The organism is Exiguobacterium sp. KKT215, assembly GCF_055635335.1.
Genome location: NZ_CM145756.1, coordinates 499,466 through 525,522, shown reverse-complemented (window position 1 = coordinate 525,522; position 26,057 = coordinate 499,466). Strand labels below are relative to the sequence as shown.

Here is a 26,057-nt window from a genome sequence, read left to right as displayed (position 1 = left end):
CCCTTCCCACTCGTCTCGAGACAAGGTGGTACTATGGCCTCTGCTGACTTCTGATTGTTCAGCCGCCCATCACTGTGCGGGTTACCAAGGGTACTTGGCGTTCCAATCAGAGCTCCCCGGGTAAGGACGCAATCTTTCCCTCCATCTATCTGCTCCATTTACTGCATGCGACCTTCGGCAGAAAGGGCTTTGCCTTGTTCAGCAGGCTCACCCAGTCGCACATAGCCTCGTATGAAGTTCGTGTACCTCAGACCGGAGGTTTGCCGCCCGCTTCCTTCAGATTCCACGTCGCCGTGGACACCCTTGCGCTTGGCTAACTATTACTTCTGCCTTCACAGTTCGGGACTTGCACCCTATAGATTACGCCCATGCCGGGCACACTGAAAGAAGGCTGGCCCAAGAATGGGTCAGCCTTTTCACATGCGTCGAAGCGAGATGGCTTCACGCATTTTCTGGAGCGATTCCCTGCCTTCTTCCCCGCGCCGCATCATGACGACGGTGAACAACGCGTCAATCAGGCTGAGCTCGGCGATGCGCGAGGCGAGCGCCTCGGAACGGAACTCCGTCTCTTGCGACACGGTATAGAGGGCGACGTCACACAGTTTCGAGAGCGGTGACTTCGCATAGTTCGTGATGGCGATCGTCGGGACGCCGCGCTCGTTCAACACTTTCGCGACGTCGAGCGTGTCTTTCGAGGCGCCCGAGTGCGAGATGAGGACGGCGACGTCGTCGGTCGTCAGCTGTGACGCCGACATGAGCTGCATATGCGATTCCAAGTTCGCCGTGACGAACAATCCGCTCCGGACGAACTTATGATACGCGTCGAGCGCGATGACGGCCGAGCCCCCGCTGCCAAAGAACTCGATGCGACGGGCCGACAACAGAAGCGCCACCGACTTATTGAGTGAGGCCCCATCCAAGATTTGTCGTGTCGCCTCGAGTGTCTTCACGTTCGACGTGAAGATTTTCTCCGCAATCTCAAGTGGCGTGTCTTCTTGCGAGATGTCCTCATGAATGTCTTGGAGCGGTGCGACGACGTCGGTGGCAAGCGCGATTTTCAGCGCCTGATAGCCTTTAAAACCAACGCGCTGACAGAAACGGAACACGGTCGACTCGGCGACGTCGAGGTCGTCGGCGACTTGATTGATCGTATGGTGAATGATGCGTTCAGGCTGCTTCAAGATATAGTCGGCGATGCGTTGCTCTTTCTTGCCGAGTGTCGTATAGGCACCACGGATGCGGGCCAGGCCGTTCATCGATTCCATATGTCTCACCCTTTTTCTTTTTACGATACCGTTTCGAAAAAAATTCCGCAATCAAAGACTGACCTTCAATTTTATTTTCAACGAAGTATTGATGTTGATTTGAAAAGGGAAAAAATTACTTTTAACGAATAACTGTATGTATTCTTACATAATTCAAGAATCAGGAGGTCGATTTGTGTTAGCTGAGATTAAAGGAAAAGTCAGTCGTACCGGTTCAAACTTATCAGAACGCTTAGAAGACAATTTAACAGGCAATGTCTTCGGTGCTCTACGCTATCTTCCCTTTTCAGACGGACTTGGAAAAGTATTAGCGAATTCAGTTCAATCATCGAATGTCGAATCAATCATTAAAGAAGTCACTGACGACTTTTGGGCAAATAAGATTGAATTTTGGCCATATGACCAAGAAGGTGAGCTAGATGCTCTACTCACTTTTGATGACACCCTTATCGGAATCGAGGTGAAATTTATTAGCGGTCTCTCTTCAGTGGATGATGCTGACATTGATTTGAACACGTTAAGCAGACACCAACTTGCAAGGGAATCTCGAATTGTTTCAAGTAAAGGTACTAACAAGAATAGAGTACTTCTCTTCATTGCGGATCGACAAATGTGTAAGGCTGTAGAACAGAGTGTTAAAAACTCTAACAACTCAATAATTGAGAACGGTGTCGAATTAGGGTTCATTTCTTGGCAAGATTTTTTGCATGAATTAAAACAATTAAATGGATTAGATCAGTTTCAACAGATTATCATCCAAGATTTAATCGAGTTGTTGACGAGAAAAGGGTTTGAGGACTTTATCAATATGGACATCAACGGAGCACCATTCATCCATTCAGACCAATTATTCAACTTCAACATTTTAACCAATAAAGTAACAATCGATTTTAAAAACGATACCCTAATCAACAAGGAGCTATATTATGAATTCAACTGAGAACGTAAGAAACGCCTTCCATGTCGTCTATAACACATACGAGAACATACATAAATTAATGGACTACACGAAAACTATCGCCCCGGAGAAAAGTCATTACGTCAGTGTCGTCGATAAGTTTCTACGCTACAAATCAGACAATGATTTTGCTGGTTGGTTCATCGGTGATTTTATTCTTATCTTTCAAAACAAAGACCATAATGAGTTTGAAAATGAATGGCGGGACGGACCGTTATATGTCATGGAGATTGAGTTGTATGATGAGGAATTAGAGTTGAAAGAAAGTCAGCTTCCTTGTATTCGATTGTCCAAATTTGTATATGACAATGAAACGATGCAGAGCTGGGGGAAAGGGTGCTCTCCGTCAAACCATTGGAGATTCTATTATCCATTACGCAATGCTGATTTGATGAACATTGAGTTGGACAATGGTTATTCTCGTATCACTCCCATTAATCAAGAAAGTAGCGATCGTCATTACTGGGGCGTGCAACATATCGTCAGTAAACAAATCCCTTTGATGGATGTCACGGCTGACAATGTCGTGGACAAAATATTCAAGACGTTCGATTCCCTTTAACCCCCCCCGTTTTTCATATGTTTGACCGTCCCTCTCAATCATGAAGCGGGACGGTTTTTCGTTTATATGATTTCAATGTCTGCTGATAATAGGTTTATCCTTCTAATGTGCCAAACTATTGACCCACCGTGGAAAATATTCCCTTCACGTCAAGACAAATATGCTACGCTAGGAAAGCTCATTTTTGAGAAACTGTCCGTTTTCGTCCATTTGTCCCGACTTTATTAAAGAAAGGTTTGGTCCCCATCGAACACCACCTCCATAGTACATACAGTCTTCCCCTCGTCTTGTTATCGATCGCCGTCGCTGTCTTCTCGGCCTTCGTCTCGCTCGATATTAGCAGTCGGCTCAAGTATGCCGAACGGGTGTCGCGCCTCCGTTGGGTGAGCGCCGGTGCCCTCAGTCTCGGGCTCGGCATTTGGGCGATGCATTTCATCGGCATGTTGGCATTCCATTTAGAGGCCGACGTATCCTATCATATCGGTATCGTCATCGCCTCGATCATTCCAGCCATCATCTCGTCCGGGTTCGCCTTCTATATCGTCAGCCTGCAGACGGCACGACCGCGCGACCTCGTCGTCAGCGCCGTCTTCATCAGCATCGGCATCGTGTCGATGCATTACGTCGGTATGGAAGCGATGCAGATGAACGCTGTATTGACGTACGACCCGGTCATGTGGCTGTTATCGGCCGTCGTCGCGTTCGTCGCCTCGCTCGTCGGACTCTATCTCTTGTTCTCGCTCCCGGACGTGTCACGATTCCACTGGCGGAAGCTCGTCTGTTCACTGTTGATTGGGCTCGCCGTATCGGGGATGCACTATATCGGCATGGGTGCGGCCGAATTCACCCCGCTCGCGACGCCACAAGCGTTGACCGGCTTCTCGATGGACAGTACGCTCCTCGCCTTCTGGATCGGTGGCAGTGTCACGACGCTGTTCGTGCTGATGCTGATCTCGCTTCGCAATGAGAAGCAGCTTGAGCGTCAGTCCATCGAACTCGAAACGAAATTCCAGTCCGTCATCGAGTCGGCTAATGATGCCATCATCGTCGCGGATGCCGAACGGCGCATCGTGCAATGGAACCACGGGGCCGAGCGCCTATTCGGATATGCCGCAAGCGAGGTGCTCGGGGAATCGATTACGCTCATCATGCCCGAGCGCTTTAAAGTCGCACACGAGCAAGGCATGAAACGCTATCGTCAGACCCGCGAAGCGAACGTCATCGGCCGCACGGTCGAGCTCGTCGGCTTGCGAAAAGACGGGACCGAGTTCCCCTTCGAGATGTCACTCGGGACGTGGGAGACGGAGAAGGGCCTCTTCTTCAGCAGCATCATCCGAGATATTAGTGAACGGAAACAAATCGAAGAACAAATTAACGACCTCGTCTATTTGGACACGCTGACCGGCCTACCGAACCGACGCCTGTTCAACGATCGACTCGACGCCTTGCTTTCCCAAGGCAGCGAGTCGACGTTCTCGTTGTTTTATATCGATCTCGACAACTTCAAGGTCATCAACGACCGATTCGGCCACTCATCAGGCGACGTCTTCTTGCGCCAAGTGACGGACCGGCTGTTGACGACGATTAATAAGAGCGACACGCTCGCCCGTCTCGGCGGGGACGAGTTCGTCATCCTGTCGCCGAACACCGGCAGCAACTTAGCCGCCCACCGCGCCCAACAGATTACGAACGCGTTGAACCAACCGTTCTTGCTCGAAAGTGAGGACGTGTTCACGAGCCTCTCGATTGGCATCAGCCTCTATCCGTCCGACGGGCGGACCGCCGATGACTTGTTGAAGAACGCCGACATCGCCATGTATCGGGCGAAAGAGGACGGCAAGAACGGGTTCCAGTTCTTCACGAAAGACATGAACGAGTCTGTCGCGCGCAAGTCACAGCTCGCGATGGCGCTCCGAAAAGGCATCGGCCGCGGCGAGTTCTCGATTCATTATCAGCCGCAAGTGCACCTCGAGACCGAGGTGCTCATCGGTGTCGAGGCGCTCGTGCGTTGGACACATCCCGAGCTCGGCATGATTTCCCCGGCCGAGTTCATCCCGATCGCCGAGGAGACCGGCAGCATCCATCGTCTCGGCGAGTACGTCTTGAATGAGGCGTGCCAGCAGAACAAGGCGTGGCAGGATGCGGGCGTCGAACCGTTCCGCGTCGCCGTCAACATCTCGGCGCTCCAGTTCGCGCAAAAAGATTTGCCGGACATTGTCAGCCAGGCGCTCGAGGCGAGCGGGCTCGCACCGGAATACCTCGAGCTCGAGTTGACCGAGACCGTCATCCAGAGCGCGCAAAGTGCCATCGAGACGATGGAGGAACTCGTCGCCATTGGCGTCCACTTGTCGATTGACGACTTTGGCACCGGCTACTCGTCGCTCAGTTATTTGAAGCTGTTCCCGATCGACACGCTGAAAATCGACCAACACTTCACGAAGAACATCGAGACGGATTCGAAGGACGCCGCCCTCGTCAAGACGATCATCCGGATGGCGCACGAGCTCGGGCTGAACGTCATCGCCGAAGGTGTCGAGACGAAAGCGCAAGTCGCCTTCCTCAAGGCCGAGGATTGCAACCAGGCGCAAGGCTACTATTACAACAAACCGATGCCCGCCGAAGAGCTCGACTCGTTCCTGTATCCATATAAGAAAAGTGTCTGACCCTCGTCCCGCCTACTCGTTAGGTCGGGACGCTTTTTTTTGTTATTCGAAAAAAATTCCGTCATTCGACTTGTAAATCGAATTTAATTTGATATTATAGTGGAGAGATGGAAAAAAATTCGATTTAGAGGTGACGATATGCAAATCGGTTTGATTGGATTAGGCAAGATGGGATACAACTTGGCGCTCAACTTGAGCGACCACGGTCACAACGTCGTCGGGACGGACGTCGGGAACGTCGAGGCGACATCGAAGTTTGAAATCGTTCCGAAGCTTGAGGACGTCGTCAACTCGCTCGAGACACCACGCGTCGTCTGGGCAATGGTGCCGGCCGGTGACATCACCGAGGCCGTACTGGCAGAACTGCTTGAAAAACTCGAACCGGGTGACATCGTCATCGATGGCGGCAACTCGAACTACAAGTTATCGGTCGCACGCGCCGAACAGTTCAGTGCCAAAGGCATCGCCTTCTTCGACTGCGGGACGAGCGGCGGCACGGAAGGTGCCCGCAACGGCGCCTGCACGATGGTCGGTGGTGACGCCGACGCCTGGCCGACGATCGAACCGATCTTCAAAGATCTCTCGGTCGAGAACGGTTACTTGTATACGGGACCGGCCGGCAGCGGCCACTTCTTGAAGATGATCCACAACGGCATCGAATACGGCATGATGCAGGCGATTGCCGAAGGGTTCGACATCTTGGAGAAGAGCCCGTTCGATTACGACTACGAACAGGTCGCCCGTGTCTGGAACCACGGCTCGGTCGTCCGCTCATGGTTGATGGAGTTGACCGAGAACGCGTTCTCGAAAGACGCGAAACTCGACGACATCCGCGGCGTCATGCATTCCTCAGGGGAAGGAAAATGGACGGTCGAGACGGCGCTCGAGCTACAGGCGGCGGCCCCGGTCATCGCCATGTCGCTCATGATGCGCTACCGCTCGCTCGAGGACGACACGTTCTCAGGGAAAGTCGTCGCCGCGCTCCGCAACGAGTTCGGTGGCCACGCGGTCGTCAAGAAATAACCGCAAGGAAAAGGTCAGGGGTGGCCTTTTCCTTTATAAATATTTGTAAACGGTTACACATACGGTAAAGGGGGAAATACATATGTCGGGTTCGACACTCATTTTAATCGCAGTCGCAGGGATTTTCTTGCTCTTATTCTTAGTCATGCGGACGAAGCTCCACGCCTTCGTCTCACTTCTCCTCGTCAGTTTACTCGTCGGGGTCGCGGCCGGTATGCCGCTCGGGGACGTCATCGCCTCGATCCAGAACGGGATGGGCGGCACGCTCGGCTTCGTCGCCGTCGTCGTCGGTCTCGGTGCCATGTTCGGGAAGATGCTAGAAGTATCGGGTGGAGCGGAACGCCTCGCCCAGACGCTCGTCAATAAGTTTGGAGAGGACAAGGCGCAATGGGCGCTCGCCCTCACCGGCTTTATCGTCGCCGTCCCGGTCTTCTTCGATGTCGGCTTCATCATTCTCGTTCCAATCGTTTATGGCCTCGCCAAAAAGACGGGCCGCTCGCTCTTGTACTACGGGATTCCGCTCCTCGCGGGTCTCGCCGTCACGCACAGCTTCATCCCGCCGACGCCGGGTCCGATTGCCGTCGCCAACTTGATTGGTGCCGAGCTCGGCTGGGTCATCTTGTTCGGGGTCATCGCAGGGATTCCGGCAACAATTCTCGCCGGGCCAATCTTTGCGAAGTATATTGCCAAGAAAATTCACGTCACTATCCCGGACTATATGGAGTTCGAAGAGATTGATACGTCGAAAGAACTGCCGAGCTTCAAGATGATTGTCTCGCTCATCTCGATTCCGCTCGTGTTGATTCTCGCCAACACGTTGTCCGCCGTCTTGCTTGAAGAAGGCAACGGCATCCGCACGTTCTTCACGTTCATGGGTCACCCGTTCGTCGCCTTGACGCTCGCGACGCTGCTCACGTTCATCTTCCTCGGCACACGCCGCGGCTATACGCGTGACGAGGTGCAAGAGATTGCGACGAAAGCGCTCGAACCGGCCGGGATTATCATCCTTGTCACGGGTGCCGGTGGCGTGTTCAAACAAGTGTTGATCGACTCAGGTGTCGGTGACGTGCTCGGAGAAATGATGGCCGGTTCAGCACTCCCGGCGATTGTGCTCGCCTTCTTGATTGCGGCCGTCGTCCGTGTCGCCCAAGGTTCGGCGACCGTCTCGATGGTCACGGCGGCAGGACTCATCACGCCGCTTCTCGAACTTCAAAATATCACCGGTGCCGCGCTCGGCCTCATCGTTATCTCAATCGCCTCGGGTGCGACGGTACTCTCGCACGTCAACGACTCAGGTTTCTGGCTCGTCAACCGCTACTTCGGGTTGGACGTGAAAGACACGCTCAAGTCGTGGACCGTCATGGAAACGATTATCGGATTGACCGGCTTCGCGGTCGTCTTCTTGATCAGCTTGTTTATCATTTAAGTTAGGAAGTGATGTGTGTGTACACGATTGGCGTCGATATCGGGACGACGAGTACGAAAGCCGTCCTGTTCCATAACCAGCAACAACTCGCGGTACATAACGTGTTGTACCCGCTTCTCACCCCGGACACGGAGACGGCCGAGCAAGACCCGGTCGTCATCTACGGGGCCGTGCTCGAGGCGATTTCCGCCGTTCGCGCCAAAGCCGACGGTCCGGTCCGCTTCGCCTCGTTCAGCTCGGCGATGCACAGCCTGATCGCGCTCGATGCGTCAGGTCGCCCGCTCACCCACAGCATCACGTGGGCCGACAGCCGGGCCAACCCGTATACGCAAGAGATCAAACGGAACTTCGATGCGAGTGCGCTCCATATGCGTACCGGCACACCGGTCCATCCGATGGCGCCGCTGTCGAAGCTGCGTTGGTTAAAAGCCGAGCATCCGGACGTGTTCAACCACGCGGCCAAGTTCGTCTCCATTAAAGAGTACGTCTTCTATCGCCTGACCGGTCGCTTTGTAATTGACCACTCGATCGCCTCGGCGACAGGACTGTTCAATTTGAAAAACTGCGATTGGGATCCAGAGGCGCTCGACGTCGCGGGGGTCACGCCCCTGCAACTGTCCGAGCTCGTGCCGACGACCGAGATTTTAATGCTTAAATCGGATGTTGTTGAGACGCTCGGTTGGGACTTCCCGCTCGTCATCGGGGCGAGTGATGGGGTCTTATCAAACCTCGGGGTCGGGGCATTCGAACAAGGCGTCGTCGCCGTCACGATCGGGACGAGCGGTGCCATCCGCACAGTCGTCCGCGAACCGGTCGAGGACCCGAAAGGCCGCATCTTCTGTTACGCCTTGACCGACAAGCATTGGGTCATCGGTGGGCCGGTCAATAACGGCGGCATCATCTTGCGCTGGCTCCGCGACGAGTTCGCGGCGAGCGAGGTCGAGACGGCGAAACGGCTCGGGATGGACGCGTATGATGTGTTGACGCGCATCGCTGAGACGGTCAAGCCGGGCTCGGACGGTTTGTTGTTCCACCCGTACTTGATGGGGGAACGGGCCCCGCTCTGGGACTCGAACGCACGCGGTTCGTTCTTCGGCTTGAGTATCCACCATAAGCGCGAGCACTTCATCCGCTCCGTATTAGAAGGCGTCATCTTCAACTTGTATACAGTCATGCTGGCGCTCGACGAATTGACGGGCGCGCCGAACCGGATTCACGCGACGGGCGGGTTCGCCCAGTCGAGCCTATGGCGTCAGATGATGGCCGACATTTTCGATACGCCTGTCGTCGTACCGGAGAGCCATGAGAGCTCGTGTCTCGGTGCGGTCATGCTCGGCGAGTATGCGTTCGGGGACATCGACGACTTCACGGCCGTGCCGCAAGTGACGCATGAACATACGCCCAATCATGAAGCGACCACGATTTACCGGGAGTTGCTGCCGATTTACATCCGGCTCTCCCGCCATCTCGCGGAAGAGTATGAAGCGATTGCCGCGTTTCAACGGAAGCATGTATGAGAAAAGACCAAGTTCATTGCGAACTTGGTCTTTCGTCATTTGAGGGGTGTCCTTTCCTTCCTGATTCTCGAGGACGGCCCGTACCTTGAAATCGCCCGTGTACTGGATTAGTCGCTCCTAGACCGACTCGAAGTTCGGATTTGACTCGAGCTGCCTAATCTGATGTTCGTTGAGGATGATTTTACTCATGGATGTGTTCCGCCGTCTGAATAAATAGGCTCGTTATATAAATTCGATTGTACGCAAAAAAAACCTGAATGCGCACTTTTTATCAAGTGTCTATCATTCAGGCTTCAGTTCAAAAAAAACGAATTATCACCTATTGAACTAGCATTATTTTGAGTAAAGGGAAATGTAGCGGACACGGTAGTTCGAATCATAGAATACATACATCGGTAATTTGTTGTTGATTTTATATTCAGCTACTTCTTCAATATAATATCCGCTTAATTTTTCCCCTGCTTTTGTAAATTTAAAAGTTTCCCAATAGTCCCCATTAGAATTCCGTGGTTTTCCGAACACTTTTTGAAACTCGTACTTCGTAATATCGCGTTTTTGAAGAGACGGCGACATGGTGATAATGTTAATTTTTTGAGGTTTGGAACTTGAAGTGAACATGAACTCGCCTTGGTGACGACCTTTATATCCAAAGCCCCAATCGCTTTCAAACGTTCCAGCTGAACCTTTCACTTTTGCATAATCACCATACAGTTTATGAGGACTTCCAACGAAAGTCCCTCTCACCATCTGAGCTTTCTGTGATAATAGCCAACTATAGTCAGATGGACGCGGATCCGGTAACACAGTAACCGTGCGTTTAGCCGTTAGTCCTTCGTAAGTTGCTTTTAACGTAACGGTTCCTTTACTTTTTGCAACAATTTTTCCGTCTTTAACGTAAGCGATTTGAGGCTTGTCCGTGGTCCAGACAACTCCTTTTTTCACACTAGTTGTTTTTCCAGATGCTACTTTAACCATGAGCGACGTATTATACGTAGTCCCTGCTGTCAATTTCTGAAGAGTAGATGGAATATAAGCTGATATTGAACGTTCCATGAATCCATTTGCCAAGTACACATATGTATAGTCCCAATCTGTCGCTAACACATATTTTGCGCTCGCGGTTAAATCAATTGATTTGCCTCCAAAGTCTGTATTCATGTAAATCTTTTTTAAATCAAACGTATAGGGTGTGTTATTGATGGTGACGAATTGTCCGCTCGATTCAATATCTGCAATCGTTGCTTGTACTTGTAACGAATGAATAGGTTTGTCATATGAATTTGCTCCGAAACTGCTGACCATTTTGTCTCCAACGACGACAACTTTGTCACTTTGACTTATTGAGATGTCATTGACATCGGTCCATTCATGGACGAATTCGCCTTCATGCGTGTATAATCGACCACTGTTTTGATTTTTAACAAGGATGTAATGCTCTGAGGTCGTTACGTTGCCGGACTCGGCTCCACGCATCCATTTTACTTCATTTGTTGTCATGTCGTAGGCCGTTAACTTTTCATCACCAGATAGAATCAATACGGAACTGTTCGGAAGAAAATCTCCGCCGCCTTCAAAACTTTCCATCATTGACGGGCCAAATTCAATTTTTTCAATTTCCTCTTTTACTTCACCAAACGTATTAAACGATCGAATACCGTATGACCACATCAATACAACATGAGACTCGTCATCAGATACGGCCAACTTTGAGTATGAGCTATACGTTTCATAATCACGTAACAGTGTTCCAGTCTTTAAATCATACAAAACAAGTCCATCTCTATCACCAATACCATAAAGTTTGTCACCCACCACTTTGAACTCGTCAGTGATTGCCTGTGATAATTTGCTAACATTTGGTGTTGTCACTGCTGCGTCGACTTGCATCAATCCACTGATTGACATTAAAACCCCTAGAATAAATGCTAATATTTTCTTCATAAATACCCTCTTTTCTACAAATTCCCAACATTGTCCATCATATAATGTTTTTTAGTAGGGAGGTGGTGTTTTTTTTAACGAAGGGGTAATTATTTCAAATTGACGCTCGACGAATCGAAGGGCGCGCCGAACCTGATTCACGCGACGGGTGGGTTCGCCCAGTCAAGCCTGTGGCACCAGTTGATGGCCGACATTTTCGATACGCCGGTCGTCGTGCCGGAGAGTCATGAGAGCTCGTGTTTAGGTGCGGTCATGCTCGGCGAGTATGCGTTCGGGGACATCGACGACTTCACCGCCGTGCCGCAAGTGCCGCATGAACATACGCCCAATCATGAAGCGACTACGATTTACCGGGAGTTGCTACCGATTTACATCCGGCTCTCTCATCATCTCGCGGAAGAGTATGAAGCGATTGCCGCGTTTCAGCGGAAGCATGTATAAGAAAAGACCAAGTTCATTGCGAACTTGGTCTTTCGTTTACGCCCATTGGAGGCGCATAAATTTAGGATAAACATTCTCTAAACAATTCAACAATAGAACATAATGTTGAATTACTTTACCAGGATTAAAGTATCCATCATCAATGATATACGAGTAATTCACACTTACTTGCCCCTCATTTTCGATGAATCTTGCGAAACGGTAATCTTGGTTTAATGTGTTAAGAAGATACAACAAGTCCTCTTTTTTCATTGGATTCGTTATGTCTGCAAGCCCCCATACGTTAATATCAACAATCGTTTCTTCTGCATTGAATATGATACCAAATAGGACATTTCCTCCGCCTTTAATTGTTTCTTGCATACGGAATCCTGTATCTCCGTTCTCTAATTTCACTTCTTCCATAAAAACTTCTAACTCATTAATATGATCTCGAAAAGCTTCCACATTAGACATACGTACCCTCCTAATAAATGTATTCAGAATCTGTACAATGTATTTATTAGAGGTCGAGTATTTCTTTTCCTGTTTCTATTGTTTGAATTTTATTATTAATATTTACGCTCATCTACCACTTATTTTTTGTAGGTCACCATGACGAACTGTCCGGACGTGCGTTGACTCGTCAGTTTCAACTTCGTCTCTTTCGTGCCTTCCGGGAAGAGTGGAATCCCTTCACCTAATACGACCGGGGCGATCGCGATTTCATAGCTGTCAATCAAGTCATGCTCCATCGCGGCTTTGATGACCTCGCCTCCCCCGACGAGCCAAATGTCCCCGTCGACGTCTTGTTTCAACCGTTCGATTAGCTGCTCAATCGGCTCGTCAGTGAATGTGACGTGCTCGGCTTCTCGGTCCGGGTTCCGCGTCAGAATATAGTTCGGGATGTTTGCGTACGGGTAATGATTGTCCTCGAGCCGGAGCACTTCCTCGTACGTCTTCCGTCCCATGATGACCGCGCCGACCGTTTGGAAGAAGTCGGCGTAGCCGTTGTCCCCTTCCCCCTCGACCGCGAACAACCAGTCGAGTTGATCGTTCGTGCGCGCAATTTTTCCATCTAAACTTGTCGCGATATATAAGACGACGTTTGCCATGATGAATTCCTCCTTGATTCGTGATACATTCAGCTTACTTGATAAACACGACAAAACATGACGGGAATGAATGAGATGAAAAAACGACATTTGCACTTGATTCGACTATTGAACCGGGGTCGACGGTTCACAGCGGATGAACTTGCTCTTGAAACGGGTGCCTCGGTCCGGACGATTCAGCGCGATATGCTGACGCTCGAGGAACTCGGCTATCCGATTTGGAGCGTCTCCGGCACGGGCGGCGGTTATGAGATGTTGCCGAACCGCCTGCTTCCCCCGCTCCAGCTCCGGGAACAGGAAGCGGTCGCGCTCTACCTCACCCTCAAATGGATGAAACAGATTCCAGACGTGCCGTTCGGGGACATGAGGGACACGCTGTCAGACTGGTACGTGAATGAATTGCCGCACGACCTCGAGACGAAAATCGCACAGCTCGAAAAGAACATCCTTTGGCTCGGGAATAAGACCGTCCCACCGGCGCCGTTCACGAAAGACGTGTTTCAAGCGGTCGAGCAACGACGCAACATTGAGGTGACGTACGCGACGACGAAAGGCAGCCGCACGTTCACCGTCGCCCCGGTCGGGATGGCGCTCCTCGATTCGAAATGGTATGTGTATGGTCTCTCGGAATACGGGCTACGCCAATATCGGATTGACCGGATTGAAGCGCTGCGTCTCCTTGATGACACGTTCGAAGCGGACGATTTGGCGACGCTGCTCGAGGCGAGTGACGACCGAAGCGGCGGGACCGTCCGGCTCAACATCACCCCGCTCGGCCGCCGTCTGCTTGAAGACGTATTACCCGATATCGGGGATAAGAATGAGTGGGACGTACCGGAAGCCGAGTTGCCTTTCTTGTCGCGGCAATTGCTCGCGGCCGGGGCGGAAGTCGAGGTCGTCGAGCCGACTGAACTGCGGGAGATGATGCGAGAGCAGGCGGAGCGGTTATGGAACCGGTATCGTTAATCAAATCGATGCTTTGTCCTCATGTAAGAATTGTCTTTATATAGTAATATGAGTCCATATTGCTACATGTAAAGGAGCGTTCGCATGACCAAGCTATCGTTTTCAAAATTATTTGTCTCAATCAGTGTCATCTCATTGTTCGCTATCATGGTGTACCTTAACGTCTCGACGCTCGAACTGAACGAGACGATCGGTTCAGGGCTGTTCTACTTGAAAGGCTATTATGAGGAAGGCAACATGATCGTCACCGAGCAAGGGATTGGCGTCATCACGCTGCCGCTCGCTATCGGTCTCGTCGCTTCGACACTCATCAAAGGCGCTCAATTTTATCGTGCCTCGTCGGTTACGAACTAACCTTCTCATCTCGGACAAAGAGCCCAACCGTAAATCGGTTGAGCTCTTTTTTCAATTCGCTTGGTCCATCTCTTTATGCAGTTTGAGCAACTCATTCTTGTACAAATCCGAGCGTCCTCCAAAGATGGCCTGGATGTTATTTTTCACTTTCACGACCCCGGCTGCCCCGAGTGCCTTCAACTCGTCCTCATCGATTTGGGACACATCTTTCAATTCGACACGAAGACGTGTGAAACAGGCATCGATATCGATGATGTTGTCACGGCCACCGAGCGCCTCTTGAATGGCAAGTGCCGTCGTTTGGATTGATGTCTTTCCTGATTTCTTTTCATTGTAGTCTTTGCGGGTAAACAGTTTCGTCTCTTGTCCCCCTCGGCCCGGCGTCGCCAAGTTCCATTTTTTAATCGCGAACGTGAAGATGCCGTAATAGACGAAGAAGAATCCGGCCCCAACGACGAGGTTCATCCACCAGCGCGGCGTCCCTGGCAACACATTCACCAAGACATAGTCAATCAATCCCGAGCCACCGGCCCAGCCGATATGGGCGTCAAGAGCGTACATGAGCGCAAACGACACCCCTGTCAACACACTATGCACGACGTAAAGAAGTGGTGCAATGAATAAGAACGTGAACTCGATCGGTTCGGTGATCCCGGTCAAGAACGCCGTCCCTGCCGCTGCGAGCAAGAGGCCACGCACGACGGGACGCTTGTCCGGGTCGGCCTGACGGTACATGGCGAACGCCGCTCCAAGAAGACCGAACATGACGATCGGGAACTTGCCGGCCATAAAGCGTCCGGCCGTCACGTCGACACCTTCTGCGATTTGAGCGAGGAAAATATATTGGTCCCCGCTCACAATCGAACCGCCAACCGTCGCCGTGCCGCCAAGTGACGTCCATAAGAACGGTGCGTACCAGATGTGATGTAATCCGGTCGGAATCAATAACCGTTCGAGCATTCCGTATAACCCGACGTAAGCCGGATTCGTCGCATCACTCGCGATGACGTTCGCTATCGCCGTGAGGCCGGTCTGAATCGGCGGCCAAATGAGCATCATAAAGAAACCGAGCAAGATGGAGAAGAATACCATGACGATACCGACCGAACGATCTCCGGCGAAAAAGCCGAGCATCTCTGGCGGGTTGAACGTGTGGAATTTTTTATACACCCAGACCGCAAGCAAGCCGACCGCGATCCCACCGAGCACACCCGTCTCAAGTGACGGGATACCGAGCAACATGCCGTACTCCCCGCTCTCAGCCGCCATTTCCGGTGTGATCCCAAGGGCAATCGAGATCGTCGTGTTCATGATGACGTAGCCGACGAGTGCGGCAAGTGCCGCAATTCCCGACCCGCCGGACAGACCAACCGCGACACCAATCGCAAAGATGATTGGCAAGTTGGCGAAGATACTCAACCCGATTTGAAGCATCCCGGCACTGATCACTTCGACCGTCCCGTTCTGTAAAAACGTCCAACTTTCTGCAAGCGGACCTGTTAGCGCCGCGCCGAGACCAAGTAAAATACCGGCCGCCGGCAAGAGCGCGACTGGTACCATGAGCGCCTTCCCGAATTTTTGAAATACCCGAACCATTGACTCATTTGATTCACTCCTCGTGTGTAAGCGTTATCAATTCTCAAAACGAACAAAGGGGAGTGACTCCCCTTCGTCTTTAGCGTGCGACCGTCTCCCGTTGTTTGAGGGCCGGCCAATAGTTTTCGTTCTCGTTAATCAAATCGTCAAGGATTTGACGGGCGACCGGCGCATCGACGACGGTCCGGTTGAGCGTGAGTGCCTGGAGTGCCTTTTCATAGCTGTTCTCGAAATAGGCGTCGACGACGAGCTGTTCGTAGGCGAGCTGTCCTTCAATCATCCCTTTGTAGAAGCGAGGAATGTGTCCGACAGCGAACGGTTTCGGTCCACGGTTCGTGAGCATCGCCGGCACTTCGACCATCGCATCATCCGGCAAGTTAGCGATGATGCCGTCGTTCTTCACCATGACGATGAAGATGTCGCCATTGTTGTAGGCGAGTGACGCTGCGACGCGAATCATGTAACAACCGTGGATGTCGACTTCAAGATGCACGTTCTCGAGCGAGTCGTCAGCGATGATTTGATCGCACGTCGAGAAGACACGTTGTTGGCGGCCGTTGATGACTTGACGGGCCCGCGTGTTCTCTACGTCTTCCTTCTCCGCCATGTCGGACGGATACAAATAATACTGAAGGTACGTGTTCGGCAAGTATTCCGGGAAGTCGGTGAGCATCTTCTCGACTTGCTTGAACGTCTTGATCCAAGATGGGTCGTTTGCGATCTCTGAGTCTTCTGGGATAAACCCGTCCTCTAAGATGGCGCGCTTGATGTCTTCCGTCAATTCGTTGCCTTCTTTGTCATAGATGCCTGTGAACCAACCGAAGTGGTTGAGGCCGAAGTATTCCGGCACGAGATCCCAAATTTCTTTGCCAAGAATCTTCGCGTAGCTCACCATGATTGCGGCCGGCATGTCACAGATATTCAAAATCTTTTTGTCATTCGGGTAGGCACGCTTCAACGCCTCGGCGACGATTGCGGCCGGGTTCGTATAATTTAAGATCCAACCGTCCGGTGAGCCTTGGCGGATGTCTGCGACGAGATCAATCATGTCCCCAATCGACCGCATCCCGTACGACATCCCACCCGGTCCACACGTCTCTTGTCCAACCACGCCGTGACGGAGCGGAATCTGTTCATCTTTCTCGCGCATCTCCAGGCCGCCCGTTCGAATTTGAACGAAGAAGAAGTCCTTGTCGCGGAAGGCGTATTCTTTGTCCGTCGTATACTCGAACAGCTCGAGCTCTGGGTAATGCTCACGTAAGATGATTTCAGTCGCTTTGGCGACACGCTCCTGGCGCTCACCATCCGTATCGTAAAACGTGATTGAACGTAGTGGGAAGTGAGCTTTCTCTTCAATCAAGCTCATAATCATACCGATTGTGTACGTGCTGCCGCCACCGACGACGACGAGGCGTTGTCCTTGTTTCATGTGTGCGTTCCCCTTTCGAATACATATCTTATTGATTACAATACAAATTTAATACATATTATTTTAAACGTCAACAATATTTTTGAAAACATTTTACTTTGTGTATACTAGAAGTATGAATTCAGGTCGAAATCGGAGGGTCAGTCATGAAAGCAAAATCACCGCTCTACCAACAAGTCGCCCACAAAATGCGCACGTTTATCGAGTCCGGCACGTGGGCGCCCGGTGAGGCGATTCCGACCGAGGCTCAACTCGTCGAAGAGTTCAGCGTCAGTCGAGTGACTGTCCGGCAGGCGGTCAAATTGCTCCAAGAGGAAGGTCTCTTATGGAAACGACAGGGCAGCGGCACATACGTCCAGTCCGAAAAGATTGAACACAACATGTACGAATTAAAAAGCTTCACGGAAGACATGAAACGAGAAGGGAAAGAAGTGACGAACAAAGTACTCACCTTCACGTTGCAGCCACCGAGTGAGAAAGTGCGAGAGGCACTCGAACTCGAAGATGGCGAGCTCGTCTTCTACGTGAGGCGCCAACGATTCGCAGACGGCGAACCGCTCATCGTCGAGGACACATACTTGCCGCTAAAGCTGTTCCCCGACTTGACGTACGAAGTGATGTCGCAATCGAAGTACGCCTATATCGAAGAAGTCAAACAGTTCAAGATTGCGGACAGCGTCCAAGAGTTCATCCCGGTGCTCCCGACAAAAGAGATTGCCGAGATGCTCGGAGTGAGTGAACGAACGCCCGTACTCAAAGTCGAACTCTATTCGTTTCTTATGGATGGCAGTCGGTTTGAGTTCACAGAAACGTATTTCAAGAGTGAAGAATACCGCTTCATCATCCGCGCCGGACGAAGACATTAAAAAGGACCTGTGAATCAAACGATTCACAGGTCCTTCGTCAGTTAATGACAATCGACAACTTATAATTGACGTACTTGCTGAGCCCGTCCAAAAAGGCGTTCAACTCTTGGTTCGACGGGAATCGGCACTCTAAGACGTAGCAGCCGTCCCCGCTCACCTTGTAGTTATTGCGGACATACGGCCGGTGCTCCTCGAGGAACATGAGGTACGGGTCGTGGAACGTGCTCGACGTAAAGATGGTGATCATCGCGTGGACCGGTAGCCCGAGCTTGTCCTCGTTCACGCGAATCGTATACCCTTCGATGATGCCGAGGTCTTCGAGCTTCTTGACGCGCGTCGCCGTCGCCTGCCCGGTCAAGTGCACGTGTGCCCCGAGTTCTTTCATCGTTATCCGGCTGTTCGCCTGTAGCGCCTCGATGATGAGGCGGTCAGTTGGATCGAGCATGGGTGACTCCTTTCACGATTCAAGCCAATCCGTCCAAACACTTGATTCGTGTTATGTATGAAACGACGGCTGCTTGTTAAACTGTACATACATTATAGCTAAAAGGAGAGATTTTTCTATGCACGTGCAACTGATCCGTAATGCCACACTCCGCGTTGAATACGCCGGAAAGACGTTCCTCATCGACCCGTTCCTCGGGGAGAAGGGCGCCTATCCCCCGTTCCCGAACTCGGAACGGCAAGACGCTAATCCATTGGCCGACCTGCCAATCGCGATTGACGACATTCTGACAGGCATCGATGCCGTCATCTTGACCCACCTGCATCTCGACCACTACGACGAGGTCGCGAAACAAGTTCTGCCGAAAGCGATCCCGCTGTTCGTTCAAAACGAGGATGATTTGACTGTCATCGAAGGCGACGGCTTCACGAACGTGACCGTGTTGAGCGACACGACAGCATTCGAAGGAATCAACCTCACGAAGACAGCTGGGGAGCACGGTCGCGGTCCGATTTTAGAAATGGCCGGTCTCGTGTGCGGTGTCGTCTTCACCCACCCTACGGAACAGACGCTCTATGTCGCCGGGGACACGGTCTGGTATGACGAAGTCGCCAAGACGATTCAAGCGCATCAACCAGCAGTCATCGTCGTCAACGCCGGGGACAACCAATTCGTCGAAGGCGGGTCGCTCGTCATGAACGAACAGGACGTACGCCATGTGCATGAGGCGGCTCCAGCCGCGACGATTATCGCGGTCCATATGGAAGCGGTCAATCATTGGAAGTTGTCGCGTCCTGACTTACGTGCTTATGCGACATCACACAGCTTCGCCGATCAACTCATCGTTCCAGAAGACGGCGAGACGATTTCACGCTAACGATACGATGCCCCTGACCTTCCACGTCAGGGGCATTTTTAGCTTCATTTTTGACTCCTGTTTGTGGTATTCTATGCTTCATACCGATGCCATGTCACCCGTTTTTTGCCTCGAGGGAGTTTTGTTTGGATGATGAAACGTGTCATTTTGCTCATGTCGATTTTTTTGTTGATCAGCTCCCTGTCACAGGCAGCGATTCCGAAACCGAAAGCTTATAACGACCGCAGTCTCATCTATTTGACGCTCGATGACGGACCGAACCGGAAGACGGGCGCGCTGCTCGATGTCTTGAAGAAGCATCGGGTGAAGGCGACCTTCTTCATTCTTGGGAAGAATATCAAGGGCAATGAGCACCTCATCCGACGCATCGTCGCCGAAGGCCATCTCATCGCCTTGCATGGGATGACACACGTGCGCGAGGAGTTTTATGCGTCGCCGATGACGGCCGTGCGTCAAATGAAGGACGTACAACGTCTCATATATGAACTGACAGGCATCCATACGAACATGGCCCGCACGATTTACGGTAGCGACGCAGGGATGACGCCTGCGCATTGGCAAGCGATGGACGAGGCCGGTTTCGAGATTTGGGACTGGAACGTCGGCAGTCTCGATCACATCTATAAGAAAGACAACGCGCCAATCGAGCAGCGTGTGTTCAATCGGCTCGAGGCAAATTTCGAGATGAATATCGCCTCGATCATCTTGGCACACGATCACTCGATGACACCGCAAGCGCTCGATACAATCATCCGCTACGCGAAAGAACGCGACTATGAGTTCCGGACGTTAGAAGGGGTACATCCCCCGTACAACTTTTTCAATCCGTGGGAACCGAACGAATGACACATGCTGAGTCCATCTGGGCTCAGCTTTTTGTTTGCTCGAAACTTTACTTTCTTGAGGCCGTATACAATAGGAACAACCAGAAAAGGTGGAACCTACATGCAACCCAACGTCCGAACGTTTCCTAAATCATTTCTCGATGGTCAATTCGATTCAATCTATAACCAGACGACCGACTCATTCAAACAACAGACCTCGCTCGACACGTTCTACCGGCTCGCCACTTCATTCAATGAAGGTGTTCGCCGCTATCGGGTCGTGAATGACATGAAATTGAATGGAAGCCGTCATCTCGTCTGGATAGATGACCGGAAGGAACGCGTGCTTAGTGTCATGTTCAATCAGGACGACCTCATCGAGGAACTACTCATGACGCCACATCAACCCGATTCGAGGGGCGACCGTCGCTTCACGAAACATACATACCACCTTCCGTTCACGGATGACTGGCTCGTCGTATCAGGCGGTACACATCCTGGTGAAAATCGGCATTATCCGGAACGCGCGCAACGATACGCCTACGATTTCATTAAAGTGAACAACAACTGGTCATACAACAAGACAAAGTCCGGGAACCACTCGTTTTATGCGTTCGGGGAACGCGTCATCACACCGTTGGATGGGACGGTTGTGGTGGTTGTCGATGATGTACCGGACGTTCCAGATTCGAGTCGCCCTTTCGGCAATCACGTCATCTTGGAGCACGCCGGCGGGGAGTATAGTCTCCTCGCTCACCTCGAGGATGGCTCAATCGCCGTCAACGTCGGGGACCATGTCAAGACACGCCAATTGATTGGTCGTTGTGGCAACTCGGGTAATTCGTCTGAACCGCACCTTCACTTCCAAGTGATGGACAGTCCCGACTTGGCATCCGCCACCTCACTTCGGATTCGTCTAAAAGGAAGAAAGAAGCCGGTCTGTGGTCAAATCGTCAGACCGAAACCATCCAACTTACCGAATCGCACGGACTTAGCCGCTGACTTTTTATTCGAACTCGCGCTCGCCGTTCCGCGACTCTTGTTTAATTTTTGGCGGTAATCGTTAGCTACAAAAAATGTCCCCGCATCGATGGATGTGGGGACATTGCTGTTACATCTCGAGTTCTGTGAACGCGAGCGGGACGAGCTCTTCCAGCGTCACTTCTTTTACGTCGGCGTTGCCGTTCGTGAGCAACACTTTGAAGTCCGGGTCGCCGAACTCGACGAGCACTTGGCGGCAGATACTGCATGGCGGCAAGAAGTCGACCGTATCACCTGACACCGCGACGGCTTCGAAATCCCCTTTTTTATACCCTTGCGCGACCGCTGTGAAGATGGCCGTGCGCTCGGCACAGTTCGTCGCACCGAATGAGACGTTCTCGACGTTGACGCCGTCGATGACCGTACCGTCCTTCATGAGAAGCGCTGCTCCGACGCGGAAGTTCGAATACGGCGAGTAGGCGTTCTCTTTCACTTGGCGGGCACGCTCGACTAATTGTTGTTGGTTCATGGGATCATTGTCCTCTCTGACTCGAAATGAACTGATGCCAGTTCCCGGCCTCTCTTTTTTGGGCAGGATTTTTAGCATACACCTCATGCGATAGAGAAGTCAATGAATTTTTGAAAGCGGTCACACTGTTGTGTCAGTTTTGAAACGTCAGCTCGACCGTCCCGCTCCCGAGTAGCGGTGCAAGCGTGGAGAAGTCCTCAACCCGACCGATGCGCGTATACGCATAGCTCGTCTCGACGTTTTTATAAAACAAGACGAGACAGTCATCCCCATACAGCATGACATCCCCAGCCCGAATCGAGCTGACACGTTCCGGGTTCGTCGGGAACGGTTCGTCGAAATAGAAATACTTCTCGTTCTGATGCAAGTCCTGCATCGACAACGTGAGTGGCAGACGGGCTTGAAGCGCTTCGGCTGTCGGGTTGGTTTCGAAACGTATTGAGACGTTTAGTTCTTCCACTTGTGACGTCACTCCTTCCTGATTCTCCGGCTTCCTCACCGTGTCGTCCCCACACCCAGCGAGAAACAACATGGAAGCGACCAATCCGAGGCGGATGACGTTCATGACGTCTGAACGATACGGGCCGGTGTCCCGGCGACCGTCACGTTGTCCGGGACGTCTTTTGTCACCGTCGCGTCAGCTGCGACGATGGCGTTCTCGCCGATGGTGACACCCGGCAAAATCGTCGCCCCGGCCCCAATCCAGGCGTTACGTTTCACGCGAATCGGCTTCGTGATCAAGCCGCGCCGTTCGGTCGGGTCGGTCGGATGATTGACCGTCAGCAACTTGGCGAACGGGCCGATCAAGACGTGGTCCTCGATGTCGATGCCGCCGAGATCGGTGAACATGACACCGCGGTTGATGAAGATGTCTGTCCCGAGCGTGATGTGTTTCCCGAAATCGGTATAGAGCGGCGGCAGCACCGTGACCGAGTCCGCGACGTCTTGCCCGAGCAGCTCCGAGAGCGTCCGCTGGAACTCGTCTTTCGGCAAGTACTGATAATTCAGGCGCATGAGTATCGGCTCGATGGCTCGTTGAATGTGATGAATCTCTTCAAAGACGGCTTCACCCGCAGCGATCGTTCGGCCAGACACGCGTTCTCTCAATCCGCTACCCATCATCACACCTGTTGTTTCGTCGGACGGATGATGAGGTTGCTGACAGAGACCCGGTCCGGCGTATCGATGGCATAGACGACCGCTTCAGCCACGTCCTCACTCGTCAATCCCCACTCGGTTTGCGCCTCATGGAGCGCCTGGGCGGCTTGTTTGTCGCTGATCGTGTTGTACAGCTCGGTCTGGACGGCTCCCGGCGAGATAATCGTCGATTTGACGTTGTTCTCGCGCTGTTCTTGGCGCAAGCCTTCCATGATGGCGCGGACCGCGAACTTCGTCCCGCAGTAGACGGCCGACTCCGGATAGACAACGTGGCCGGCCACCGAATCGGTCGCGATGATATGACCCGACTGTTGACGTTCCATGATTGGAAGCACGGCGGCAATCCCGTTCAACACCCCGGTCACGTTCACATCGAGCATGGCCTGCCATTCGTCACGGCGCCCGTCGACGAGCGGCGCGGTCGGCATGATGCCAGCGTTATTGAACAAGACATCGATGGTCCCGAACGTGTCGAGTGCCGTCTTCACCACCGCGTCGACAGCTGCGTAGTCCGTGACATCGGCTTGCTGGATGACGATGTCGGCCTCGGGATGCTTCGCTTGGATGGCTTCCAACCGGTCGAGACGACGGGCGGCGAGCACGAGTTTCGCGCCCCGTTCGGCCAATAGATGGGCCGTCGCTTCGCCGATCCCGCTCGACGCCCCCATGATGATGACAACTTTATTGATGGTCATAATCCATTCCTCCTTTGATTGACTTCAGTATAGGAACGGACAAGCATCATGTCTAATGCTACTATTTGATTAAGAACCATAACGAAAACGCATGGAGGGATGACATGGAGCTACAACAACTACGGTACTTCCTCGCCGTCGCGAGCGAAAGGAACATCACGCGCGCGGCCGAACATTTACGACTGTCGCAACCGGCGCTGTCACGGCAAATCCATCAACTCGAGGACAGTCTCGGTGGACCGTTGTTCGAGCGGAGCCAAGGCGGCGTCACGCTGACGGAACGAGGCTACTATTTGGCCGAACACGCCAAAGAGATGGTCCGTCTGGCCGATAAGATCTCGATCAACTTGAACACGGCGACACCCGTCAGCGGAGAACTGTACATCGGCGGTGGTGAGACGGAGACGCTCACCTCGGTCATCGAGACGTTCCGACAGATGAAACAGCTTCATCCCGACGTCAAGTTGCGCCTGTATAGCGGCAACGGAGACGACGTGATCGACAAGCTGGACCGAGGCATCCTCGATTTCGGGGTCGTCATCGAGCCGATCAACCTGGCCACGTACGCCTCGCGCGAGCTCCCCCACGTCGATCGTTGGGGCATCATGACGCGCCGCGACAGCCCAATCGGACAAAAGCATGCCATCGAGACCGAGGACTTGCTCGACTTGCCGCTCATCTTGTCAGAGCAGTCGCTCGTCGACCGGCATTTGTCGGCCCGGCTCGGCGTCGATTTGACTGAAACGGACGTCGTCGCGACGTACAACCTGCTCTATAACGCCTCACTCCTCGTCCGGGAAGGCATCGGCCACGCGCTCTGTCTCGACGGAATCATCAACACGCAAGGGACCGAGTTGGTGTTCGTCCCGCTCCATCCCCCGCTCACGTCTTCCGTCCATTTGATCTGGAAGAGCGGGAGTCGCCTGTCGAACGTCGCCTCAACATTTTTAGAGCTGTTCGATGATCGGGAAACGACCACCTAAACACGGCGGCCGGAATCGAGGCGCAATATGTGCGCCAACTGCTCGTTCATCTCGTCCGGGGCGGCCGCAAAGTCGTGTTCGGCCCAATGGATGATCATCCCGACGATGGCGTTCGCTTGATACGAACAGAACAACGCATGGTCAATCTCGTCTTGCTTGTGCGCCGCCGTGTCGCGGAGGAGCAACTTGCGCACTTCGTCGAACAACATGTAATAGTACGCGAGCGGCACGTTTTTCGAAAAGACGATGCGATAGAAGTCGACGTACGTCTGGACGTGGTGAAAGATGCGGATCGTCGACGGTTCGAGTTCACGCGGATTGAGCAGCTTCACATGTCGATACGGCTCCTCATACGACTTGGCGAGGTCGGCGGTGATTTCTTGGAAATACTCCTCGAATACGTCCTCGACCCGTGCGTAATGCAAATAAAACGTGCCCCGATTGACATTTGCCACACGACAAAGTTCCGAAATCGTCACTTGTTCGAGCGAACGATTCCTCAATAATTCGACGAGCGCCTCATGAAGCGCTCGTTTTGTTTTGATGACACGCAAGTCCGGCTTCATAGTTTGCACATTCCTCTCAACAGTTATGGCTGGAAGTGTTGATTACTCAACAGAACGTCTCTTTTTTGATGATTGTAAGCGCTTTCTAACATTCATTATAATAGTTATTGAACACATGTTCAATTAAAGGAGGAGACAGTCATGCGGTTATCGGGGAAAGTGGCGATTGTCACAGGTGCAGCATCAGGAATGGGGAAAGCAATCGCGGAGCTTTACGCGAAAGAAGGAGCTCGCGTCGTCGTCTCGGATATGAATCTCGATGGGGCACAGGCCGTCGTCGAGGGGATTTCGGGCGAAGCGTTCGCCATCCAGACGGACGTCACGTCTGAAGAGGCGTTGCAGCAGTTGTTCGATGAGACGGTGAAGACGTTCGGTCAAGTCGACATCCTCGTCAACAACGCCGGCATCATGGACGGGATGGAACCGGTCGGTGAGATCTCGAACGAGCGCTGGGAGAAAATCTTTGCTGTCAACACGGTGTCGGTCATGAAATCGATGCGGATTGCCGTCGACTTGTTCACGAAGCAAGGTCACGGCGTCATCGTCAACAATATCTCGGCCGGCGGCTTGTACGGCGCTCGGGCCGGCGCGGCCTATACGGCGTCAAAACACGCCGTCGTCGGATTGACGAAGAACACGGCGTTCATGTATGCCGACCAAAACATCCGTTGTAACGGAATCGCACCGGGCGCGGTCGCGACGAACATCGGCTCGACGATGACGAACATGAGTCAGGCCGGGTTCGGTCGCCAGCAACTTGGGATGGCCATCAACCCACGCATCGGACAACCAGAAGAGATTGCTCAGCTCGCCCTCTTCCTCGGCTCGGACGAATCGAGTTTCATCAATGGTCAAGTCGTCGCCATCGACGGCGGTTGGACCGCCTACTAAACCAAAA

At 52.4% G+C, this 26,057-nt stretch carries 26 protein-coding genes and 1 pseudogene; 15 read left to right on the top strand and 12 right to left on the bottom strand.

Annotation, left to right across the window (positions count from 1 at the left end; genetic code table 11):
* Positions 1 to 416 precede the first annotated feature (416 nt).
* Positions 417 to 1,265 (bottom strand): MurR/RpiR family transcriptional regulator, encoded by an 849-nt coding sequence (locus ACZ2GZ_RS02880; RefSeq protein ID WP_470295467.1) that lies wholly within the window; start codon positions 1,263 to 1,265, stop codon positions 417 to 419.
* A 175-nt stretch (positions 1,266 to 1,440) separates the two neighbouring features.
* On the opposite strand from ACZ2GZ_RS02880, the gene ACZ2GZ_RS02875 reads away from it, so the two are divergent.
* From ACZ2GZ_RS02875 to gntK, 6 genes are all read left to right on the top strand, one after another.
* The gene (locus ACZ2GZ_RS02875) at positions 1,441 to 2,205 is read left to right on the top strand and encodes a hypothetical protein (RefSeq protein WP_470295466.1); all 765 of its coding nucleotides are present in this window, start codon (positions 1,441 to 1,443) and stop codon (positions 2,203 to 2,205) included.
* Positions 2,192 to 2,785, top strand: a complete 594-nt coding sequence (locus tag ACZ2GZ_RS02870; RefSeq protein ID WP_021066253.1) for a hypothetical protein — start codon at positions 2,192 to 2,194, stop codon at positions 2,783 to 2,785. Before ACZ2GZ_RS02875 ends, ACZ2GZ_RS02870 begins: the two co-directional genes overlap by 14 nt.
* A gap of 236 nt (positions 2,786 to 3,021) precedes the next feature.
* Positions 3,022 to 5,448, top strand: coding sequence for an EAL domain-containing protein (locus ACZ2GZ_RS02865; protein ID WP_470295465.1), 2,427 nt, complete (start codon positions 3,022 to 3,024; stop codon positions 5,446 to 5,448).
* Positions 5,449 to 5,586: 138 nt separating this feature from the next.
* Positions 5,587 to 6,471, top strand: a complete 885-nt coding sequence (gene gnd, locus ACZ2GZ_RS02860; RefSeq protein ID WP_470295464.1) for a phosphogluconate dehydrogenase (NAD(+)-dependent, decarboxylating) — start codon at positions 5,587 to 5,589, stop codon at positions 6,469 to 6,471.
* A gap of 82 nt (positions 6,472 to 6,553) precedes the next feature.
* The gene (locus ACZ2GZ_RS02855; RefSeq protein ID WP_214720306.1) at positions 6,554 to 7,897 is read left to right on the top strand and encodes a GntT/GntP/DsdX family permease; all 1,344 of its coding nucleotides are present in this window, start codon (positions 6,554 to 6,556) and stop codon (positions 7,895 to 7,897) included.
* A gap of 17 nt (positions 7,898 to 7,914) precedes the next feature.
* A complete protein-coding gene (gene gntK / locus ACZ2GZ_RS02850) occupies positions 7,915 to 9,414 on the top strand; it encodes a gluconokinase (protein ID WP_470295463.1) in 1,500 nt (499 codons plus the stop codon).
* A gap of 333 nt (positions 9,415 to 9,747) precedes the next feature.
* Here the strand turns inward: gntK and ACZ2GZ_RS02845 are convergent, their stop codons facing one another.
* A complete protein-coding gene (locus ACZ2GZ_RS02845) occupies positions 9,748 to 11,355 on the bottom strand; it encodes a hypothetical protein (RefSeq protein ID WP_470295462.1) in 1,608 nt (535 codons plus the stop codon).
* Positions 11,356 to 11,454: 99 nt separating this feature from the next.
* On the opposite strand from ACZ2GZ_RS02845, the pseudogene ACZ2GZ_RS02840 reads away from it, so the two are divergent.
* A pseudogene (locus tag ACZ2GZ_RS02840) lies at positions 11,455 to 11,796 on the top strand (FGGY-family carbohydrate kinase); the annotation flags it as partial.
* A 36-nt stretch (positions 11,797 to 11,832) separates the two neighbouring features.
* Here the strand turns inward: ACZ2GZ_RS02840 and ACZ2GZ_RS02835 are convergent.
* Both ACZ2GZ_RS02835 and ACZ2GZ_RS02830 read right to left on the bottom strand, forming a co-directional pair.
* Positions 11,833 to 12,252 carry a hypothetical protein gene (locus ACZ2GZ_RS02835; protein ID WP_470295461.1) on the bottom strand — a complete coding sequence of 140 codons (420 nt, stop codon included), beginning with the start codon at positions 12,250 to 12,252 and terminating at the stop codon, positions 11,833 to 11,835.
* Positions 12,253 to 12,371: 119 nt separating this feature from the next.
* Positions 12,372 to 12,890, bottom strand: coding sequence for a dihydrofolate reductase family protein (locus ACZ2GZ_RS02830; RefSeq protein ID WP_470295460.1), 519 nt, complete (start codon positions 12,888 to 12,890; stop codon positions 12,372 to 12,374).
* A gap of 75 nt (positions 12,891 to 12,965) precedes the next feature.
* Here ACZ2GZ_RS02830 and ACZ2GZ_RS02825 point away from each other — a divergent pair, with 75 nt between their 5' ends.
* Together ACZ2GZ_RS02825 and ACZ2GZ_RS02820 are read left to right on the top strand one after the other, a co-directional pair.
* Positions 12,966 to 13,856: a helix-turn-helix transcriptional regulator gene (locus tag ACZ2GZ_RS02825; protein WP_470295459.1), complete on the top strand. Its 891-nt coding sequence runs from the start codon at positions 12,966 to 12,968 to the stop codon at positions 13,854 to 13,856.
* Between the two features lie 84 nt (positions 13,857 to 13,940).
* On the top strand, positions 13,941 to 14,210 hold the full coding sequence (locus tag ACZ2GZ_RS02820) for a hypothetical protein (protein WP_034779086.1): 270 nt from the start codon (positions 13,941 to 13,943) through the stop codon (positions 14,208 to 14,210).
* A 51-nt stretch (positions 14,211 to 14,261) separates the two neighbouring features.
* Here ACZ2GZ_RS02820 and ACZ2GZ_RS02815 read toward each other — a convergent pair whose 3' ends face one another.
* Together ACZ2GZ_RS02815 and ACZ2GZ_RS02810 are read right to left on the bottom strand one after the other, a co-directional pair.
* A complete protein-coding gene (locus ACZ2GZ_RS02815; protein ID WP_470295458.1) occupies positions 14,262 to 15,770 on the bottom strand; it encodes a PTS transporter subunit EIIC in 1,509 nt (502 codons plus the stop codon).
* A gap of 115 nt (positions 15,771 to 15,885) precedes the next feature.
* A complete protein-coding gene (locus ACZ2GZ_RS02810; RefSeq protein ID WP_214802136.1) occupies positions 15,886 to 17,235 on the bottom strand; it encodes a 6-phospho-alpha-glucosidase in 1,350 nt (449 codons plus the stop codon).
* A 146-nt stretch (positions 17,236 to 17,381) separates the two neighbouring features.
* Between ACZ2GZ_RS02810 and ACZ2GZ_RS02805 the strand changes: the two genes are divergently transcribed.
* Positions 17,382 to 18,101: a GntR family transcriptional regulator gene (locus tag ACZ2GZ_RS02805; RefSeq protein ID WP_029594765.1), complete on the top strand. Its 720-nt coding sequence runs from the start codon at positions 17,382 to 17,384 to the stop codon at positions 18,099 to 18,101.
* Positions 18,102 to 18,138: 37 nt separating this feature from the next.
* On the opposite strand, the gene ACZ2GZ_RS02800 is transcribed toward ACZ2GZ_RS02805, so the two are convergent.
* Positions 18,139 to 18,546, bottom strand: coding sequence for an Lrp/AsnC family transcriptional regulator (locus ACZ2GZ_RS02800; RefSeq protein ID WP_029594764.1), 408 nt, complete (start codon positions 18,544 to 18,546; stop codon positions 18,139 to 18,141).
* 118 nt (positions 18,547 to 18,664) lie between these two features.
* On the opposite strand from ACZ2GZ_RS02800, the gene ACZ2GZ_RS02795 reads away from it, so the two are divergent.
* The 3 genes from ACZ2GZ_RS02795 to ACZ2GZ_RS02785 all read left to right on the top strand — a co-directional run bounded on the left by ACZ2GZ_RS02795 (position 18,665) and on the right by ACZ2GZ_RS02785 (position 21,307).
* On the top strand, positions 18,665 to 19,423 hold the full coding sequence (locus ACZ2GZ_RS02795; RefSeq protein WP_470295457.1) for an MBL fold metallo-hydrolase: 759 nt from the start codon (positions 18,665 to 18,667) through the stop codon (positions 19,421 to 19,423).
* Positions 19,424 to 19,552: 129 nt separating this feature from the next.
* Complete coding sequence (locus ACZ2GZ_RS02790; protein WP_214802142.1) at positions 19,553 to 20,269, top strand: polysaccharide deacetylase family protein; 717 nt, start codon at positions 19,553 to 19,555, stop codon at positions 20,267 to 20,269.
* Between the two features lie 99 nt (positions 20,270 to 20,368).
* Positions 20,369 to 21,307 (top strand): M23 family metallopeptidase, encoded by a 939-nt coding sequence (locus ACZ2GZ_RS02785; RefSeq protein WP_470295456.1) that lies wholly within the window; start codon positions 20,369 to 20,371, stop codon positions 21,305 to 21,307.
* A gap of 51 nt (positions 21,308 to 21,358) precedes the next feature.
* Here the strand turns inward: ACZ2GZ_RS02785 and ACZ2GZ_RS02780 are convergent, their stop codons facing one another.
* From ACZ2GZ_RS02780 to ACZ2GZ_RS02765, 4 genes are all read right to left on the bottom strand, one after another.
* A complete protein-coding gene (locus tag ACZ2GZ_RS02780) occupies positions 21,359 to 21,757 on the bottom strand; it encodes a cytidine deaminase (protein WP_021066236.1) in 399 nt (132 codons plus the stop codon).
* Positions 21,758 to 21,890: 133 nt separating this feature from the next.
* Positions 21,891 to 22,217, bottom strand: coding sequence for a cyclophilin-like fold protein (locus ACZ2GZ_RS02775; RefSeq protein ID WP_470295455.1), 327 nt, complete (start codon positions 22,215 to 22,217; stop codon positions 21,891 to 21,893).
* Between the two features lie 101 nt (positions 22,218 to 22,318).
* Positions 22,319 to 22,879 (bottom strand): DapH/DapD/GlmU-related protein, encoded by a 561-nt coding sequence (locus ACZ2GZ_RS02770; RefSeq protein ID WP_214798882.1) that lies wholly within the window; start codon positions 22,877 to 22,879, stop codon positions 22,319 to 22,321.
* On the bottom strand, positions 22,879 to 23,610 hold the full coding sequence (locus ACZ2GZ_RS02765) for an SDR family oxidoreductase (RefSeq protein ID WP_470295454.1): 732 nt from the start codon (positions 23,608 to 23,610) through the stop codon (positions 22,879 to 22,881). Before ACZ2GZ_RS02765 ends, ACZ2GZ_RS02770 begins: the two co-directional genes overlap by 1 nt.
* Positions 23,611 to 23,714: 104 nt before the next feature.
* On the opposite strand from ACZ2GZ_RS02765, the gene ACZ2GZ_RS02760 reads away from it, so the two are divergent.
* Positions 23,715 to 24,593, top strand: coding sequence for a LysR family transcriptional regulator (locus ACZ2GZ_RS02760; protein ID WP_470295453.1), 879 nt, complete (start codon positions 23,715 to 23,717; stop codon positions 24,591 to 24,593).
* Here ACZ2GZ_RS02760 and ACZ2GZ_RS02755 read toward each other — a convergent pair.
* On the bottom strand, positions 24,590 to 25,159 hold the full coding sequence (locus ACZ2GZ_RS02755) for a TetR/AcrR family transcriptional regulator (RefSeq protein WP_470295452.1): 570 nt from the start codon (positions 25,157 to 25,159) through the stop codon (positions 24,590 to 24,592). The two genes, ACZ2GZ_RS02760 and ACZ2GZ_RS02755, sit on opposite strands and share 4 nt — an antisense overlap.
* 141 nt (positions 25,160 to 25,300) lie before the next feature.
* On the opposite strand from ACZ2GZ_RS02755, the gene ACZ2GZ_RS02750 reads away from it, so the two are divergent.
* Positions 25,301 to 26,050 (top strand): SDR family oxidoreductase, encoded by a 750-nt coding sequence (locus ACZ2GZ_RS02750; protein WP_058764679.1) that lies wholly within the window; start codon positions 25,301 to 25,303, stop codon positions 26,048 to 26,050.
* Positions 26,051 to 26,057 lie beyond the last annotated feature (7 nt).

Excerpts from the sequence above, each read along its gene's own strand:
- ACZ2GZ_RS02880 (WP_470295467.1), bottom strand. The coding sequence starts at position 1,265 with ATGGAATCGATGAACGGCCTGGCCCGCATCCGTGGTGCCTATACGACA.
- ACZ2GZ_RS02870 (WP_021066253.1), top strand. The coding sequence starts at position 2,192 with ATGAATTCAACTGAGAACGTAAGAAACGCCTTCCATGTCGTCTATAAC.
- gnd (WP_470295464.1), top strand. The coding sequence starts at position 5,587 with ATGCAAATCGGTTTGATTGGATTAGGCAAGATGGGATACAACTTGGCG.
- ACZ2GZ_RS02855 (WP_214720306.1), top strand. The coding sequence starts at position 6,554 with ATGTCGGGTTCGACACTCATTTTAATCGCAGTCGCAGGGATTTTCTTG.
- ACZ2GZ_RS02845 (WP_470295462.1), bottom strand. The coding sequence starts at position 11,355 with ATGAAGAAAATATTAGCATTTATTCTAGGGGTTTTAATGTCAATCAGT.
- ACZ2GZ_RS02835 (WP_470295461.1), bottom strand. The coding sequence starts at position 12,252 with ATGTCTAATGTGGAAGCTTTTCGAGATCATATTAATGAGTTAGAAGTT.
- ACZ2GZ_RS02830 (WP_470295460.1), bottom strand. The coding sequence starts at position 12,890 with ATGGCAAACGTCGTCTTATATATCGCGACAAGTTTAGATGGAAAAATT.
- ACZ2GZ_RS02825 (WP_470295459.1), top strand. The coding sequence starts at position 12,966 with ATGAAAAAACGACATTTGCACTTGATTCGACTATTGAACCGGGGTCGA.
- ACZ2GZ_RS02820 (WP_034779086.1), top strand. The coding sequence starts at position 13,941 with ATGACCAAGCTATCGTTTTCAAAATTATTTGTCTCAATCAGTGTCATC.
- ACZ2GZ_RS02815 (WP_470295458.1), bottom strand. The coding sequence starts at position 15,770 with ATGGTACCAGTCGCGCTCTTGCCGGCGGCCGGTATTTTACTTGGTCTC.
- ACZ2GZ_RS02810 (WP_214802136.1), bottom strand. The coding sequence starts at position 17,235 with ATGAAACAAGGACAACGCCTCGTCGTCGTCGGTGGCGGCAGCACGTAC.
- ACZ2GZ_RS02805 (WP_029594765.1), top strand. The coding sequence starts at position 17,382 with ATGAAAGCAAAATCACCGCTCTACCAACAAGTCGCCCACAAAATGCGC.
- ACZ2GZ_RS02800 (WP_029594764.1), bottom strand. The coding sequence starts at position 18,546 with ATGCTCGATCCAACTGACCGCCTCATCATCGAGGCGCTACAGGCGAAC.
- ACZ2GZ_RS02795 (WP_470295457.1), top strand. The coding sequence starts at position 18,665 with ATGCACGTGCAACTGATCCGTAATGCCACACTCCGCGTTGAATACGCC.
- ACZ2GZ_RS02790 (WP_214802142.1), top strand. The coding sequence starts at position 19,553 with ATGATGAAACGTGTCATTTTGCTCATGTCGATTTTTTTGTTGATCAGC.
- ACZ2GZ_RS02785 (WP_470295456.1), top strand. The coding sequence starts at position 20,369 with ATGCAACCCAACGTCCGAACGTTTCCTAAATCATTTCTCGATGGTCAA.
- ACZ2GZ_RS02780 (WP_021066236.1), bottom strand. The coding sequence starts at position 21,757 with ATGAACCAACAACAATTAGTCGAGCGTGCCCGCCAAGTGAAAGAGAAC.
- ACZ2GZ_RS02770 (WP_214798882.1), bottom strand. The coding sequence starts at position 22,879 with ATGATGGGTAGCGGATTGAGAGAACGCGTGTCTGGCCGAACGATCGCT.
- ACZ2GZ_RS02765 (WP_470295454.1), bottom strand. The coding sequence starts at position 23,610 with ATGACCATCAATAAAGTTGTCATCATCATGGGGGCGTCGAGCGGGATC.
- ACZ2GZ_RS02760 (WP_470295453.1), top strand. The coding sequence starts at position 23,715 with ATGGAGCTACAACAACTACGGTACTTCCTCGCCGTCGCGAGCGAAAGG.
- ACZ2GZ_RS02755 (WP_470295452.1), bottom strand. The coding sequence starts at position 25,159 with ATGAAGCCGGACTTGCGTGTCATCAAAACAAAACGAGCGCTTCATGAG.
- ACZ2GZ_RS02750 (WP_058764679.1), top strand. The coding sequence starts at position 25,301 with ATGCGGTTATCGGGGAAAGTGGCGATTGTCACAGGTGCAGCATCAGGA.